11 protein-coding genes are annotated in these 15430 nt (G+C 71.4%); 2 read left to right on the forward strand and 9 right to left on the reverse strand.

Annotation, left to right across the window (positions count from 1 at the left end):
- The first annotated feature begins 2 nt into the window (after positions 1-2).
- Complete coding sequence (locus tag OG905_RS13775; RefSeq protein ID WP_328668257.1) at positions 3-1355, forward strand: MBL fold metallo-hydrolase; 1353 nt, start codon at positions 3-5, stop codon at positions 1353-1355.
- 34 nt (positions 1356-1389) lie between these two features.
- The gene (locus tag OG905_RS13780) at positions 1390-2241 is read left to right on the forward strand and encodes a sulfurtransferase (protein WP_328668258.1); all 852 of its coding nucleotides are present in this window, start codon (positions 1390-1392) and stop codon (positions 2239-2241) included.
- Positions 2242-2289: 48 nt separating this feature from the next.
- On the opposite strand, the gene OG905_RS13785 is transcribed toward OG905_RS13780, so the two are convergent.
- From OG905_RS13785 to pstS, 9 genes are all read right to left on the reverse strand, one after another.
- Entirely contained in the window at positions 2290-3039 is a 750-nt protein-coding gene (locus tag OG905_RS13785; protein ID WP_328682312.1) for a phosphate ABC transporter ATP-binding protein, read from the reverse strand.
- A 178-nt stretch (positions 3040-3217) separates the two neighbouring features.
- Positions 3218-4165 (reverse strand): sortase domain-containing protein, encoded by a 948-nt coding sequence (locus OG905_RS13790; protein WP_328668259.1) that lies wholly within the window; start codon positions 4163-4165, stop codon positions 3218-3220.
- A complete protein-coding gene (locus OG905_RS13795; RefSeq protein ID WP_328668260.1) occupies positions 4162-5460 on the reverse strand; it encodes an Ig-like domain-containing protein in 1299 nt (432 codons plus the stop codon). The genes OG905_RS13790 and OG905_RS13795 overlap by 4 nt, the downstream gene beginning before the upstream one ends.
- Before the next feature lie 14 nt (positions 5461-5474).
- The gene (locus OG905_RS13800; RefSeq protein WP_328668261.1) at positions 5475-6371 is read right to left on the reverse strand and encodes a hypothetical protein; all 897 of its coding nucleotides are present in this window, start codon (positions 6369-6371) and stop codon (positions 5475-5477) included.
- Between the two features lie 52 nt (positions 6372-6423).
- Positions 6424-8268: a WxL protein peptidoglycan domain-containing protein gene (locus OG905_RS13805; protein ID WP_328668262.1), complete on the reverse strand. Its 1845-nt coding sequence runs from the start codon at positions 8266-8268 to the stop codon at positions 6424-6426.
- Between the two features lie 130 nt (positions 8269-8398).
- Entirely contained in the window at positions 8399-9973 is a 1575-nt protein-coding gene (locus tag OG905_RS13810) for an Ig-like domain-containing protein (protein ID WP_328668263.1), read from the reverse strand.
- Between the two features lie 91 nt (positions 9974-10064).
- A complete protein-coding gene (locus OG905_RS13815) occupies positions 10065-11063 on the reverse strand; it encodes a hypothetical protein (RefSeq protein WP_328668264.1) in 999 nt (332 codons plus the stop codon).
- A 101-nt stretch (positions 11064-11164) separates the two neighbouring features.
- Positions 11165-13696 carry a hypothetical protein gene (locus OG905_RS13820; RefSeq protein WP_328668265.1) on the reverse strand — a complete coding sequence of 844 codons (2532 nt, stop codon included), beginning with the start codon at positions 13694-13696 and terminating at the stop codon, positions 11165-11167.
- A complete protein-coding gene (gene pstS, locus OG905_RS13825) occupies positions 13693-15417 on the reverse strand; it encodes a phosphate ABC transporter substrate-binding protein PstS (RefSeq protein ID WP_328668266.1) in 1725 nt (574 codons plus the stop codon). The genes OG905_RS13820 and pstS overlap by 4 nt, the downstream gene beginning before the upstream one ends.
- Positions 15418-15430: the final 13 nt, after the last annotated feature.

A 15430-nucleotide genomic window follows, 5' to 3' on the forward strand; every position in this document is an offset into this window, starting at 1 on the left:
GTATGAGCGCTATCGAGATCATGACCACCGCATCGCTCGGTGACAGCAGCTATCTGCTCGTCAGCGGCGACGAGGCCGCGCTGGTCGACCCGCAGCGCGACAGCTGGGGACTCATGGAGTCCTGCACGTCCAGAGGGGTGCGCATCCGGTACGTCCTGGAGACGCATGTGCACAACGACTACGTCTCCGGTGCGCTGGAGGTCCGCGCGGCGACCGGCGCCACGGTGGCGGGGCCGGCCCGCGCGCCGTACGCGTTTGATCATCTGCCGCTGGCCGAGGACGACGAGATCGTCGTCGGCGGCGCGACCGTGCGGGCGATGGAGACGCCCGGGCACACGGCGGAGCACACCTCGTACCTCGTGTTCGACGACCCGCGCCTGGCGCCGACGGCCGTCTTCACCGGAGGCAGTCTGCTCGTCGGCAGCGCGGGCCGCACCGACCTGTCCGGTGACGAGCGCACGGAGGAGCTGGCCCGGGCGCAGTTCCGTTCGCTGAGGCGACTTTCGCTGTTGCCGGACGCCACCCGCGTGCTGCCGACGCACGGAGCGGGCAGCTCCTGCGCGGCCGGACCGGTGTCCGGGAGCCGGACGACCACCGTGGGCGCCGAGCGGCGCAGCAACCCGACGCTGGCCATCCAGAACGAGGAGAGGTTCGTCGGCGAGCGGCTGTCGGGGCTGCCGCCGTATCCCGCGTACTACCGCTACATGGCGCCGATCAACCGGGCCGGTCCTGAGGTGCTCGGTGGCCGGCCCGAACTACGGCCACTCACACCGGGCATGGTGGAGGGGCTGGTCGGGGGCGGTGCGCAGCTCGTCGACGGCCGCGACCGCAGAAGCTTCGCCGCGGCCCATCTGCCCGGGTCCCTCTGCGACGAGCTGGACGACCGCTTCGCGAGCCTGGTCGGCGAGGTCGTTCCGTTCGGCGCGCGCCTGGCGCTGGTGCTGCCCGAGCCGGAGGAGGAGGCGGCCGACGAGGCGATGATGCAGCTGCTGCGGATCGGATACGAGAACGTCGCGGGATATCTGGCGGGTGGCGTGGACGCCTGGCAGGCCGCCGGCCGCCCGGTGCGTTCCTTCCGTACCGCGGACGTGGCCGAACTGGCGGGACACATCGCCGAACGGCGAGTGCTCGACGTACGGCCGGACCGCCCCGAGGGCGGAATCCCGGGCACGCTCGCCGTGCCCCTCGCCGAACTGCCGCGGCGGCTCGGTGAGATACCGAGGGACCGCGAGATCTGGACGGTCTGCGGGACCGGCCGCCGGGCGACCATCGCGGCGAGTCTGCTCGACCGGGTCGGCATCCCCGTGACCGCGGTGATCAGCGGCGGGGTGGGGGACCTGACGCCGCAAGCCTGAGAGCACGGAGAGAACGGAGAGAAGGGAGAAGACCATGGGCAGCAGCGGCTACGCCCACCCCGAGACACTGGTGGACACCGAGTGGCTGGCCGCCCACCTCGACGACGGGACGGTACTCGTCATCGACGTGGACGAGGACACTTCGGCATACGAGCAGGGCCATATTCCCGGCGCCGTCGGCTGGAACTGGGCCAGGGACCTGCACACCGCCGTGGGCCGCGACTACGTGGACCGCGAAGCGCTCGGGCAGCTCCTTGCCAGGGCCGGGGTGGAGGACGACACCACGGTGGTGCTGTACGGGGGCAACAACAACTGGTTCGCGGCGTACGCCTACTGGATCCTGCGGCTGCGCGGCTTCAACAGAGTGAAGCTGCTCGACGGCGGCCGCAAGAAGTGGGAGCTGGAAGCCCGCGAGCTGACCCAGGAGGTCATGGACCGCCGGCGCACCGGCTTCACGGTGACGGGACAGGAGAACCCGCAGTTCCGCGCCCTTCGCGCCGAAGTGCTGGAGAGCCTGGGGAGCTCCGCCCGCATGGTCGACGTACGCTCCCCGGAGGAGTACCGGGGCGAGAAGCTGGCGCCTCCGCATCTGCCGCAGGAGCAGGCGCAGGTCCCCGGCCACATCCCGGGCGCGGCCAACATTCCCTGGGCGCAGGCGGCCAACGACGACGGGACGTTCAAGTCGGCCGACGAGCTGAAGGAGCTGTACGCGCGCCAGGGCATCACGTCCGACCGCGAGATCATCGCCTACTGCCGGATCGGAGAGCGCTCCTCGCACACATGGTTCGCGCTCCACGAACTGCTCGGCTACCCGGACGTCAAGAACTACGACGGCTCCTGGACCGAGTACGGCTCGCTGGTGCGCGCTCCCGTCGAGATGGGATGACGCCTCGGACGCTTACGCGCGGTTAGGGCCTGATCCGAACGACAGGCCCTAGCCGAAGCGGCCCTCCACATAGTCCGCCGTCCGCGGGTCCGAGGGCGCGGAGAACATCGCGGGCGTGGGGCCGTGTTCGACGATCACGCCCGGGGTGCCCTGTTCGGCGAGGAAGAAGGCGCACTGGTCGGAGACCCGCGCCGCCTGCTGCATGTTGTGGGTGACGATCACGATCGTGACCTCGTGAACCAGCTCGCGGATGGTTTCCTCGATGCGGCGGGTGGAGGTGGGGTCGAGCGCCGAGCAGGGCTCGTCCATCAGGAGCACCTTGGGACGGATGGCCAACGAGCGGGCGATGCACAGGCGTTGCTGCTGGCCGCCGGAGAGTGCGCCGCCGGGCTGGCGCAGCCGGGTGCGGACCTCCTTCCACAGGCCTGCCTTGGTCAGGCACTCCTCGACGAGGTCGTCCTTGGCACCGCCGCCGAGCCGGACGCCGGTGAGTTTCAGCCCCGCGGTGACGTTGTCGTAGATCGACATCGCCGGGAAGGGATTCGGCTTCTGGAACACCATGCCGATCCGGCGGCGCGCCTCGGTCAGGCGTTGGCCGGCCCCATAGATGTCCTGGCCGTCGATCAGCACCTCGCCCGCCAGTGAGGCGGACGGGACGAGCTCGTGCATGCGGTTGAGGATGCGCAGGAAGGTCGACTTGCCGCATCCGGAGGGGCCGATAAGGGCTGTGACCAGGCTCGTCGGCATGGTCAGCGACACGCGGTCGAGGACTTTGTGGTCGCTGAACCAGGCCGAGATCCGGCGGGCCTCAAGGGTCGCCCCCGTCGCGCCGGTCGCCCCCGTCGCGCCGGTCGCCCCGGTCGCCCTGGTCGCCCTGGTGCTCCCGAAGCCGTCGGCCGGCGCCGGAAGCGGGAGAGTGGTCTCGGTCTGGGTGGTCTGGTCGCTCACGGCACGTCCTTGTTCGGCGGAGACTCGATCACAGAAGGTTGGGGAGGAGCAGGGCGGCCTGGTCCGCGACGGCCAGGCCGAGGGCGCCGAGCAGTGGCACGCCCACCACCCAGGTGTGCCGCCGGCCCCAGCGGGCGTGCGCCCAGGCGACGGCCGCGGCCGCCAGCACCAGCCCCTGGCCCCACAGCACGAGCGGCAGCCAGGCCGTCTGCTGCACGGCCATCGGTTTCTCGTCCTCCGGCAGAGCGCCGGACGGAACGGCGGGCGCCGGTGCGGGCTGGACGTCCGAGACCAGGTCCGCGTCCACCCGCAGAATGCCGCGCGGCATGAACGGCGTGCCGTCGGCGGTGATGAGGGTGAGGCGGCCCCGGCCCCCGGTGAGGGCCGGTGGCTGGGGGTCGCCCTCCCGGCGAGGGCCGATGACCCTGTACGTGTGCTTCCCCTGGCCCGTCGTCACGGTGAACCTGTCCCCGCCGGTCAGGTCCCCCAGGCGCCGGAAGGGCCCTCCGTACGTCGCCTGGCGGCCCATGATGACGCTGACTCCGGCCTGGCCGGGCAGGGTGGTGTCCCGGCGGTGGCCCGCCCCGCGGGCCAGGTCCTCCGCCGTGGTTCCCTCCCGGACGACTTCGCGCAGCTGGAGTACGGGGATGTCGAGGAGAGCGACCGGAGCGCCGGGCTCAGGCGCCAGGCCGCCGCCCGGGGACCGGCCGATGGGCGCGACGCCGTTGGCCAGTTCGGCCCGGAAGTCGGCGTAGTCGACCTGCCGGTCGCGGGCGTGCCGGAGGTCGCCGACGAGAGTGACGTCGACGACGAATCCGAGCAGCAGCGCGGCGAGGATGCTCAACGCCGCGCTGACGACGCGCAGTCGGGGCCCGGCGGCCGGACGGCCGGACGGCGCGGGGCCGCCGGGTGACGTGCCGCGGACGGGAGCGCCGTCCACGGTCACGGCGTCGGCCAGGGCAACCGGTGCCGTCATCCGATCCTCCGTGACACTGAGGTGGCGTAACCCCAGGCGTATCCGGGGCGCTTGGCCGTGATGGTGACGGTGAGCAGGTGCCCGCGGTCGGCCTTGGTCGGGTAGTACGTCACGCGGGTCGCACCGGTGATCGTCCGCCCGTCGCGCTTCCAGGTGTAGCTGTACGAGGCGGCCGCGGGGGTCCAGGTCCCCGGCCTCGCGGTCTGCCGGTAGCCCGCCTTGGCGGTTCCGGTGATCGAGGGCCTCGTCACGTTCTTCAGCGCCGGGCCCGCAGCCACGGTCACGACCGGGCTGGTCGAGGTGGTACTGCCGGTGCTGTTGGCCGCGATCGCCCGGCAGGCGGTCTTGTGGTTGTAGTCGGCGGCGACGAGGGGACGGGTGCGCGCGATGGCACCACTGATCACTGCGCCGTCGCGGAGCCAGAGGTACTTGATCGACGTCGCGCCGCTGAAGGCCACGGTGCAGGTGGCCGTATAGCCGACCTTGAGGGTGCCGGTCACCTTCGCCGGTGTGACGACCGCCGGCGGCTTGATCTTGACCGTGTACGACAGGGCCGTGGAGGCCGAAGTGGCGTACACCGCCGGGTCGGACGGTGTGAACTCCGCCTTGAGCGCGTGTGTGCCGACCGCCAGAGCGGTGGTGGACAAGGTGGCCGTTCCCGCGGACACCGCGACGGGGGTGCCGAGTTGGGCCGCCCCGTCCAGGAAACGTACCGAACCCGCCGCCTCGGCCGGGGCCACCGTCGCCGTCAGCTTCACGGCTGTGCCCTGGACGGCCGAGGTGACCGGAGCCGTCGCGAGGGTGGTCGTGGTCGCGGCGGCGGGAGCGGCGCTCTGGTAGACGGTGTCGGACGTGAACCACATGGGGGCGGTGAAATCGCCGTACGTCGTCGAACCGAAGGCGGCCCGGCAGGTCAGCGTGAAGTCGTAGCGCCCCTGCAGCGTGGTGAAGCCCGCCGTACTGGCGTAGTCCCGCATCGTCTGCGTCAGCGGCACCACGATGCCGCCGGTGGCCGTGGAGCCGTACGTCTCGATCGGTGAGTTGCTCACCACGATCTGGCCCTCGGCCGGGAAGCCGGAACCGGCCACGGAGACAATGAGGTTGGTGGCCTCGGCCGGGCACGGCCCGACGGTGGTCAGCGTGACCCCGCTGGTGTCCGTACCGGTGGCCGGGGTCACCTCCATCGAGCCGAGGACATCGGCCCTGGCTCCGGTGGTGCCGAGCGCGAGCGCTCCGGCGGTGAGGAGCGATGCGAGCGCGACCGACAGCGGCCGGCGTGCGGTTGAGAGCCTCATGGTCTGTCTCCGCCTCAGACGTTCTGGGTGTCGGTGCCGGGGAACTCCTCGCGCCGGCGAGTGCGCCGCACGACGGTGATGCCCGCCGCCACGAGGAGGGCCGAAGCCACGCCGGCCATCGCGATGTCGGTGCCGGTGGCCGCCAGGGATCCCTTGCCGCCGCCCGAACCGCCGCCGCTGACGTCCGTGGAGATGCCCTGAGAGCCGCCGCCCGGGGTCGCGGCGTCCGTCGGGGCGGCGCTGTCGGTCGGCAGCGTCGTGTCGGTGGGCGACGCGGTGTCGGTCGGCAGCGTCGTGTCGGTGGGCGACGCGGTGTCGGTCGGAGACCCGGTGTCGGTCGGCGAGGCGGTCCCCGTGGGCGACGGGGAGGCGGTGCCGGTGGGCGCCGTGGAGGACGGCGTTGCCGTCGGCCCGGCGGGGTCGGTGTTGCGGTACGCGGTGTTGGAGGTGAACCAGATCGGCGCGGTGAAGTCGCCGAGGCTGGTGCCGTTGAAGGCGGTGCGGCAGGTCACCGTGAAGTCGTAACGGCCCTTCAGCGTGGTGAACCCCGCCGTGTTGGCGTAGTCACGCATCGTCTGGGAGAGCGGGATGATGAGCCCGCCGTCCGCCGTCGATCCGTAGGTGCTGAGCGGCGAGTTGCCGACCACATTCTGGCCCTCGGCCGGGAAGCCCGAGCCCTTCACCGCGACGATGAGGTTCGTGGCCGCGTCCGGGCACGCCTTCGACGTGGTCAGCGACATCCCACTGGTGTCCGTGCCGGTGGCCGGGGACACCTCCGCCGAACCGACGACCTCGGCGTGCGCGGCGGTCGCGGTGAGCATCCCGGCCGCGCCGGACGCCGCGATCAGCGATCCGAGCAGGACGGCGGCCGGCCGGGATATCAAGGTGCGGGACTTGGTTGTGATGGACACGGTGTTCTCTCCCTGTGACTGATGGTTCAAGAGGTATGGATGGTGGTGGTGTTCAGTCGCCCGGCTCGGGCTCGGCGGCACGCGCCCGGCGTCCCCGCGCCCAGTGGGCCGCACCCATGAGGAGGGCCAGCAGGGCGACGGCGAAACCGCCCACCGACCAGGCGACGAGCGAGGTGTTGGAGTCCTGGGCGGCGGCTTCCGTCGCGGCGACCGGCGCACCCGAGGGCGCGGCGGACCCGTTCGCGGGCGCGGAGGGTGCCCCCGCCCCGGCGCCCGCCGCGCTCCCTGTTTCAGCGCCCGTACCGCCCCCCGACACGGTCGGCGGTACGGGCTGCCCTGATTGCCCCGGCGCCTTGGCGTCCGGAGCCTTGACCGCGACCCGCGTACCGTCCCGGTACGCGTCTTTCGCGGTGAACCGCAGGGACCCCGTGAAGTCCCGCAGACTCGTCAGGTCGAATGCGCCTTTCAGGCAGCTGACCGTGAAGGTGTAGGTGCCGCGCAGTGTGGTGAAGCCGGCCGTGCTGGCGTAGTCCCGCATCGTGTACGTGAGCGGGATCGACAGGCCGCCGCCGGGCACCTTCGGATAGGTGGCGAGCGGGGCGTTGCCGACGACGATCTGGCCTCCGCCGGGGAATCCCGCTCCGGTGACGCGGGCGATGACGTTGGCGGTCTTCGCGGGACAGGGCGCGGCGGAACTGAGCGTGATGGGCTGGGCGTCGCTGCCCCGCGCCGGGCTGACCGCGAGTCCTCCGGACTCCGCCGCCTCCGCGTCGGCAGGTGCGCCCGCGACGACCGCTCCGGCGGTGAGCAGGATCGCCGCGAGGCCGACGGCCTGCTTCGACCTGGCCGCGGCGGGGCGCAGGTCCGGTGCGCTGGTGCCCGCGCCGCGGCGCCGACGCCTGCGTACGAGCAGGAGCGTCAAGGCTCCGGCGGCGACCAGCAGCAGAGCCAGCATCGCCCACGGCACGGCCCAGAAGTCCTCGACCCGCGTGACGCGCGGCAGCACACGGTGCTTGATGTCGCCCCGTACGGGCCTGGGGTCGACGGTGACCGTGGTGGTGTCGCGCATGGCCGGGAGGACGCCCGTGGCCGAGGTCGTGATCTTCACCGCGGCGCCGGGCAGCAGCTCGGGGATGTCGCGAGGAGCCGGCACCTTCGCGCCGCCGCCGAACAGATCGCGCACGCGTACCGCTTGACGGGCTGCCAGCCGGACGTTGCCGGTGTTGCGCACGGTGTACGTGACCGTCGCGGAGCCGGTGCCGAAGGGGTTGGCCGTGCCGTGGTAGCTCGTGTCCAGGTCCTCGACGGTCAGCCGGGGCTCGAGCTCCCCGGCCACCCGCAGATAGATCCGCGCCCCCACCCGCTGGTCGACCGCGACCTTGCTGCCCTTCTTGTCCGTCCGTACCGCCGAGAGCGAGGCGACGATGCCGCCGGTGTGGTCCCCGGGGGTCACCTTCTGCGGGACGGTCAGGGTGAAGGGCACGATGACGTGGGACCGGCCGGGCACACTCAGCACGTTCTTGCCGAGCTTCACCCAGGAGCCCACGTCGGTGGACCTGTGGTTCGCCGCGAACAGGTCGAAGCCGCCGTCGGCGGTGGTGAAGGCGTCGCCGGCGTACACGCGCAGGGTGAGCGGCTTCTTGCCGTAGTTGTGGACGGCGATGTGGTCCTTGACGACGGCGCCGGGGGTCACCCCGTACGAGAAGTGGGGCCGCGCGTCGGGCTTCTTCGCGGCCGACGGCTGGACACCGAAGGTCGTACGCCCCTGTCCGCCGTCGCCGGGCCGGGTGGCCGGAACCGGGGAGGCGGCCGACGCGGTTCCGGCTGCGGCCGGGAGGACGGCGAGGAGGCATGCGGCCAGGACGGCGGCGATGCGGCGGGCGGAGGTCGTGATCATGTCGGGTCGTCCGTTCGGGCGCGGGACGGGTGGAGCGGGGTGGGTGGGCGGCCGGGGCGGGCATCGCTGCCCGCCCCGGCCCGGGGCGGCTACCTGGGGGATGGTGCCGCGCCGTGACCATCCGAGCGGGTCAGATGGCCGTCAGGGTGAGCGTGGCGGTGTAGGTGCCGGCCACGGTCGAGGTAGGCGCGTTGAGGGCCAGGTCCGCCCCGACATGGGCGGTGCCCAGGCCGGTTCCGTTGGCGAGGGAACGGGAGGACTTGAGTCCGGCCGTGCCCGCGTCCGCGGGGGCGACACCGTTGGCGGCCGCGACGGCCGCACCCGGCGTGACGGTCTGGGACGCGCCCTTGTCGATCAGCTTCGGCGTCCAGCCGAGGTTCTGACCGTTGATCAGGTGCGTACCGCCGTCGGAGAAGTCGGTCAGCTGGCCGCTGACGGACCAGCCCGGGTTACCGGCGCGGGTGTCGGTGAGCGTGACCGGGTTGATCGCGCCCGTGGTGGACAGCAGGTCACCGTTGGCGTTGAGCACCGGGGAAGGCAGGGTGACATGCGGGTTGTCGACGCTGATGACCAGCGCACCGGCCTCGACGGTGGTGGTGATGTCCTGCGAGGCGGTGACACCGGCGAAGGCGCCGATCACGTACGGAACGGCACCGGAGTCGGAGCCGAGGTAAGCGGCCGGGTTCGTCGGGACGAAGACCGCCGAGAAGGAGTGGTCACCCGCGCCCAGGCTGCTGCTGGTGTAGGCGGCCTGACCTGCGGCAACCGGCACCGTGGCCAGCGTGGTGGTGGTGCCGCCCACGGTGTCCTGGAACTTCACGGAACCGGCCGCCGAGGCGGGCGCCACCGTGGCCGACATGCTCACCGGGCTGAACTGGGCCGTGGTACCGGCCGGGGAGACGGCCAGCGCGGTCGTGGTCGCGGTCGCCGGAGCGGCGTTGACCGTGTACGCGACCGCAGCGGACGCGGACGCGTTGTAGGCGGTGCTGCTCGGCGTGAAGGCGGCCGTCAGCGAGTGGCTGCCCGCGCCCAGGCTGCTCGTGGTGAGCGCGGCCTGACCGCCGGACAGGTTCACCGGGTTGCCCAGCGCAGCGCCGTTGTCGCGGAACTGCACCGTGCCCGCGGCGCCGGCCGGGCCGACGGTCGCGGTCAGCGTCACGGGAGTACCCGCGGTGACCGGGCTGGCCGGGGACACCGCGAGGGAGGTGGTGGTGTCGGTCTTCACGGCCGGGTCGGTGTTCTGGTACGCCGTGTTGGAGGTGAACCACACCGCGCCCGGGAAGTCACCGAGGCTGGTGCCGTTGAAGGCTGTCCGGCAGGTGACCTGGAAGCTGTACTTGCCGGTGAGGTTGGTGAAGCCCGCCGTGTTGGCGTAGTCACGCATCGTCTGGGAGAGCGGGATGACGAGCCCGCCGTCCGCCGTCGATCCGTAGGTGCTGATCGGCGAGTTGCCGACCACGTTCTGGCCGCCGGCCGGGAAGCCCGAACCGGTCACCGAGACAATGACGTTGGTGGCGTTGGCCGGGCAGGGGCCGGACGTGGTCAGCGTCATGCTGGAGACGTCGGAGCCGGTCGCCGGGGTGACCACCGCGGTGCCGATGTCGGCGGCGTGCGCCGACGGGGCCAGGATCAGGCCGCCGGCCAGTACGGCGACCAGGCTCGCGAGACCGCCCGCCAGGGTTCGCGAGAGGGTGTTCTTCCACACAGTCGTGCTCTCCTTCTTGGAAGGATGAAAGTGACGAAAGCGATGGGTCAGGCATGGGGGGTTGAGTGACCACGAAGGTGCTGCGGCTGCGTCAGGGGGTCTGCTTGCTGGTGTCGCCGCAGTTCGCGTTGGTCGCGAAGCCGTAGGTGTTGATCACTGTCGGCTGCTGGCAGATCAGGGCGTTCGAGCCGACGAAGACGGTGCTCCAGGGCGCCGTCCCGATCTTGCTGGTCGGGATGACGTTGTAGACGTCGCGCTTCACACCGAAGTTGCTGTTGAGGGTGTTCGGCGCGAGGTTGTCGATGGTGCCGAGGATCGCGCGGCCGCGGAGGTCGGCGATGGTCTGCGTGGCCTGCGAGTTGTACTGCGCGATGGAGAACGGGACGATCGACTTGTCGTCGAGGACACGGCCGTCGTGCTCCTGGACGGGGGCGCCGGCCTTGGTGTCCTTGATGCAGGGGTAGACGCCGGCGACCACGTCGGCGTCGGTGATCCCCATCGTGGACTCCCAGAAGCTACGGGTGCCCGAGCCCGCCTGCGGCAGGTACGCCGTGAGGCTGAAGTTGGGAGCGGTGCCCACGTAGTTGGGGTCGCAGTGGTAGATGGCCTTGAGGTCGGCCAGGGAGAGCTTGCGCGGCACCGTGCTGGTGGGCGTGATCGAGTAGCTCACCGCGTCCACGGCGAACGGGACATAGGTCAGTCCCGGGTTCGCGGCGCCCAGGTTCAGGCTGGACGAGCGGGAGAAGTCCAGACAACCGTTGGCCGCCTGCAGGGAGTTCAGCAGGGCGGTGCGTCCGGCGCCCGACCCGTTCGGGCGGTTGACGGTGCAGCCCGGGGTGGTGGCGGGGTCCTTGGTGGTGATCTGGGCCGAGCCGGTGGCGTCGTACGAGCCGATGACCTTCTGGCCGCCGATGGTGATGGCGTTGGCCAGGCCGTTCATCACGTCCTGCGTGGTGTCGGAGCCGACACCCGAGAGCTGGCGGTAGGGCGGCGGCCCGGAGGGGTCGGCGACGGCCTGGCTGGCGCAGACGGTACCGGTGAGGAGACCGGTGATGCCTACAGCGGCGAGGGCTATCTTTCTCTTGTTCACTTGCGTTACCTCTCGGATAGGCTTTCGCCGGGTGGTGGTGCCCGGCGTGGCGTTTCAGACAGTTCGTTGGCGCGGACCTGTCGATGTTTCGGGTTCGGGCATCACCTCCCTTCGCTGCCGGGCTTGTTGGCCCCGGCGCGCCAGGCCGAAAGACCTGCCGACAGCCGCGGCAGCACCCTCGGCAGGAGGGGGCCGCTGACCGCGGCGGCGAGCCCGACGATGAGCGCGATCAGGAGGGCGTAGCGCACAGCACCGAGCGCCCAGGCCGGGGTGCGGATGATCGGCTCGTCGGAGGCCGCGGCCGGCGCCGCGGAGGGCGAACCGGACGGCTTCGTGGTTGCGGCCGGGGACGCCCCGGCGCCTGTGGCCTGGCTCGACTGCCCGCCGGCTGCCGCGCCACCGCCGTCACCCCCACCACCGCCTGCCGTGCCGCCGCCGGCCGAGTCCGAGCCCGCGACGGAGCCGCCGGCGTCACCGCCGGGAGCCGCAGTGGACGGCGAGGCACCGGCCCGGGCCGCGATGGCCTCGGCTGCGGCACGCGCCACGGCACGCACGCTCCCCGGCAGCGGGGCGTACCCCTCCGGGAGGGTTCCGGCCGACACACCCGGCCGCTGCCCGTTGCCCACCGCGTACTTCAGGAAGGCCGCGTAGTCCTGACCCTCCTGCTTGGTCAGCTGTTCGGGCACAGTCGCGGCGTAGGTGAGCAGGGTGAGCGGGTAGGCGTTCGCAGCCTTCGTGGCCGGGTTCGGGCTCACGACCCCGGCGACGCCGCTGGGCTTCATCGCCGCCTGGCCGGCGAGCAGACCGGCGGTGTCGGGGCCCACGAACCGGCCCGCGGCGTTCTGGAGCTTCGCGGTCACCAGCCCGTAGCGGGCGGCCGTCGCGGTGTCGGTCAGGGCGAGGACGGCGCGCTTGCCGGCGGTCTGCGGCGGGGTCTTCTTGTAGCCGGGCGGCGTACTGGTGTTGTCCCAGCTCGCGCGCGCCAGGGTGTCGCCGCGGGCCGCGGCGCGGGCGGCGGTGTGCATGTCGGAGGCGTACGGGTGCTTGTCCTGGATGCACAGCGGCGGCTGGCCCGGGTTGTTCGGGAACTCCTGGCAGAACGGGTCGCTCTTCGGGAACTCGTTCCTCGGCAGTTCGACGTTCCGGTAGCGCGGGTTGACCTTCATCCCGGAGAAGTCCCGACTGCCGTACTGCCCCTGATTGTCGGCGGTGCCGCTCAGGAACTCCCGGGCGGCCGGGTCCTTGTCCACCCAGTTCCACAGCTCCCACGCCGCGTCGGAGAGCGCCTCGGGTACGAGCACGTCTCCGAGGCTGCTGCGGAATTCGAGGTCCTTGTAGTCCGGGTTGTACTTGATGAACTCCGGGTCGCGGGCAAGGTTGAACGGATTCTCGGCGGTGCTCGGCGCGAGGCGCGAATTGCCGTCCTGGTACGACTCGGTGAGCAGCTTGGCGACCAGCCTCGGGGTGAGATTGAGTCCGGTCAGCCGTGTTCCGTTGCGCGCCGTGACGGCACCCGGTGCGTTGAAACCGGCCTGGCTCTCGACGAAGAAGCCGATGGTCAGCCCGGACAGCGTCATGGGCGCATAGACGGGACGCCGGCCGGACGGCACCTGGCCGGCGGTGGCCGGGTGGCCGAGGAAGACCAGTCCGGGCTTGCCGGAGACCAGCTTGGCCCGGGCGGTGTCGTCGGTCACCTGGGCGAAGCCGTAGATCGTCTTGCTCGCCGACTGGCACAGGGCGGGCTGCCAGCGGGCGATGGCCTCGGCGGCGATCTCGTGGCCGAGGGTGCTGCGCTCGTCGGCGCCGATCGGGCAGAAATTGCCCATCGGCTCGAACCCGAGCGGCACGACGAGCCGGTGCTTCCAGTTGCTCGCGGTGAGCGGCGAGGACTGCAGGAGCCCGCTCGGCTGGGAGTGGTACGAGCTGCCGTCCACCTCGCTCTCGCCGCGCGGCACGATGACCAGCCAGCAGGGCCGGCCGGCCGTCGCGTTCGAGGCACCGGCCGCCACCTCGCCACAGCCCAGACCGGGTGCCTCCAGGGCCGTCTGGGCCTCGAAGTACACCTCGCCCTTGCCGTCGGGGCCGCTGCGGGCGTAAGGGGTCTCGTTCGTGGTGTTCACGTCGTAGAACTCGTTCCAGTTCCCCTTCGTGATCACGTCACCGGTAGCCGACTTGAACGGGACGTACGAGATGCCGGTGCTGGTCGGCGGCGGGAGCTTCTGGTCCGGGTCCTTCAGTCCGCCGTAGGACAGCTGCCGGGTGTTGGTGTACGCACCGGCGGTGCCGGCCGTGTCCTGCGCGGACGAGCCGCCGAACTGGCACTTGTCGGGGCTGTCCCCCCAGCACTGCATGATCTGGAGGTAGTTGGCCGCGTACGTGGTGTCCGAGACCGTGGGTGCGCCGCCCTTCCAGGAGACCTTCACCACCTGGTTGACCAGGTTCCGGGTCTGGCTGACGGTCACCTTCAGGTTCGCGTACGGGCCCCGTCCGGAGACAGTCACCGCGGACCTCTGGTCGGCGGCGTCGGCCCGCTGGGTGGCCGTGGTCACGGCGACGGCACAGGTCACCGCGGTGAGCAGGACGAGCGCGACGACGGACGTCGCCCGCAGGAAGCGGCGGAGCGCTGCGATCATGACGTACTCCGCTTCAGGCGCCTGTTCAGCAGCGGAGGTCCGACCGTCACCACGATCAGCAGTACGCCCGCCACCACCATGAGAGCGGTCCGCATGCCGCCGCCGATGCTCGTGGCCGTCGTGACGGGGACGGCGAACGCGTCACCGCTGCCGCCGCCGGCCGCCGCGCCGTTGGCCCCGACGACCTGCCCGGTGTCCGGGTCGATCGTGGCCCCGGGGCCGGCGGACGTGCCACCGCCGGTTGCGGTGCCGGCCGACGACCCGGCCGTGCCCTTGCCGCCCGCGCCCGACGCCGACCCGCCGGGGCCGGTGCCTCCGCCGCCCGTAGCGCCCTGGGCGGACCCGGACGAACCGCCGGAGGATCCGGAGCCGTTGCCGTTGACGGTGGTCGGCGTCTTGGCGCCGCCCGTGCCCGTCGAGCACTGGGCCGCGCCCTTCTTGTCACAGGCCGGCGGGTAGGGGGCACTCTTGGCCAGGGTGTTGCTGCCGTCGCCGGAGAAGGTCGGGTTGTGGCAGTCCTTGATATTGATCTTCTCGACGTCGACCCCCGGAATCCTGCGGACCTGCTTCAGCCCGGCCTGCACGAGGTTGATCGGCAGTGGCGAGTAGCCGAGGTTGTCCACGTGCTGCTGCCCCTGGCAGAGGAAGTAGTACGCGAAGGCGCCGAGGGTCTTGCCCTTCTGGGTGTTGAAGTTCGACTCCAGCGCGGTCGGGACGACCATGTAGCTGTAGCTGGAGAGCGGATAGGCGCGCGGGTCCCGGTCGTTGTAGACGTCGTCGAGGATCTGGGTCAGATAGCTGGGCGAGGAGATGTTCTCGTTGATCCGCGCCTTGGTGAGGGCCACCGCCACGTTCTTCGCGGTCGGCTCGCTGTAGTACCCGGCCGCGTTCAGCACCTTGGCCACCGGGAACCCGGTCGTGTACACCGCGTACGAGTACTCGACGTAGGTGATGGTGCCGACGTTGCCCCCCTGGGCGACATAGCCGGACACACCGTTCGAGCCGGACTGGCCGACGAAGCCGCTGCCCGGTACGAGCGGGTAGTTGGACGTCGCGCCACAGGGCGCGGTGCGGCCCGCCCGGCGGCAGTAGGCGTCCCACAGCGAGGTGTACTGCTTGCTCATCCAGGTGGTGAACTGCGCCGTGGTGCCCGAACCGTCGGAGCGCACCACCGGGACGACCTTGCGGGCGGGCAGCGCCCCCGCGAGCGCGGGGTTGTCGGCCTTGATCGCCGGGTCGTTCCAGGTCTTGATCTGCCCGGTGAAGATCTTGGCGATGACCTCTCCGGACAGCCGGAGGTTGGTCACCCGCTTGTTGCCGATCGTGAGGTTGTACATGAACGAGGTGCCGCCGGCCACGATCGGCATGTAGGCGTACTTGCGGGAGGGCGGCGGGTCGACGACGCCCGAGTCCTTGATGCCGTACGGGATCTCGGAGACGCCGTAGTCGACGGTGCCGTTGCGGAACTGGTTGCGGCCGTCGGAGGACCCGGTGCCGTTGTAGTTCACCGTCATGCCGTACTGCTTGACGTTGGCCCGCCACTGGTCGAGCGCGTTCTGGCTCCAGGTGGATCCGGCACCGGAGATCGGGACGTACGTCGCCGCGGCGGCGGGCTCGGCACCCGGCAGCGCGACGCCGAACAGGAGGACGGCCAAGCAGGCGAGGGCGGTCACGGCTCTCAGGCGGAGGCGGGCGGAGCGTGCCGGAGGCGATCCGGGCATGGCAGGTGACTCC

The sequence above is a fragment of the Streptomyces sp. NBC_00322 genome, assembly GCF_036147535.1.
Classification (GTDB): Bacteria; Actinomycetota; Actinomycetes; order Streptomycetales; family Streptomycetaceae; genus Streptomyces.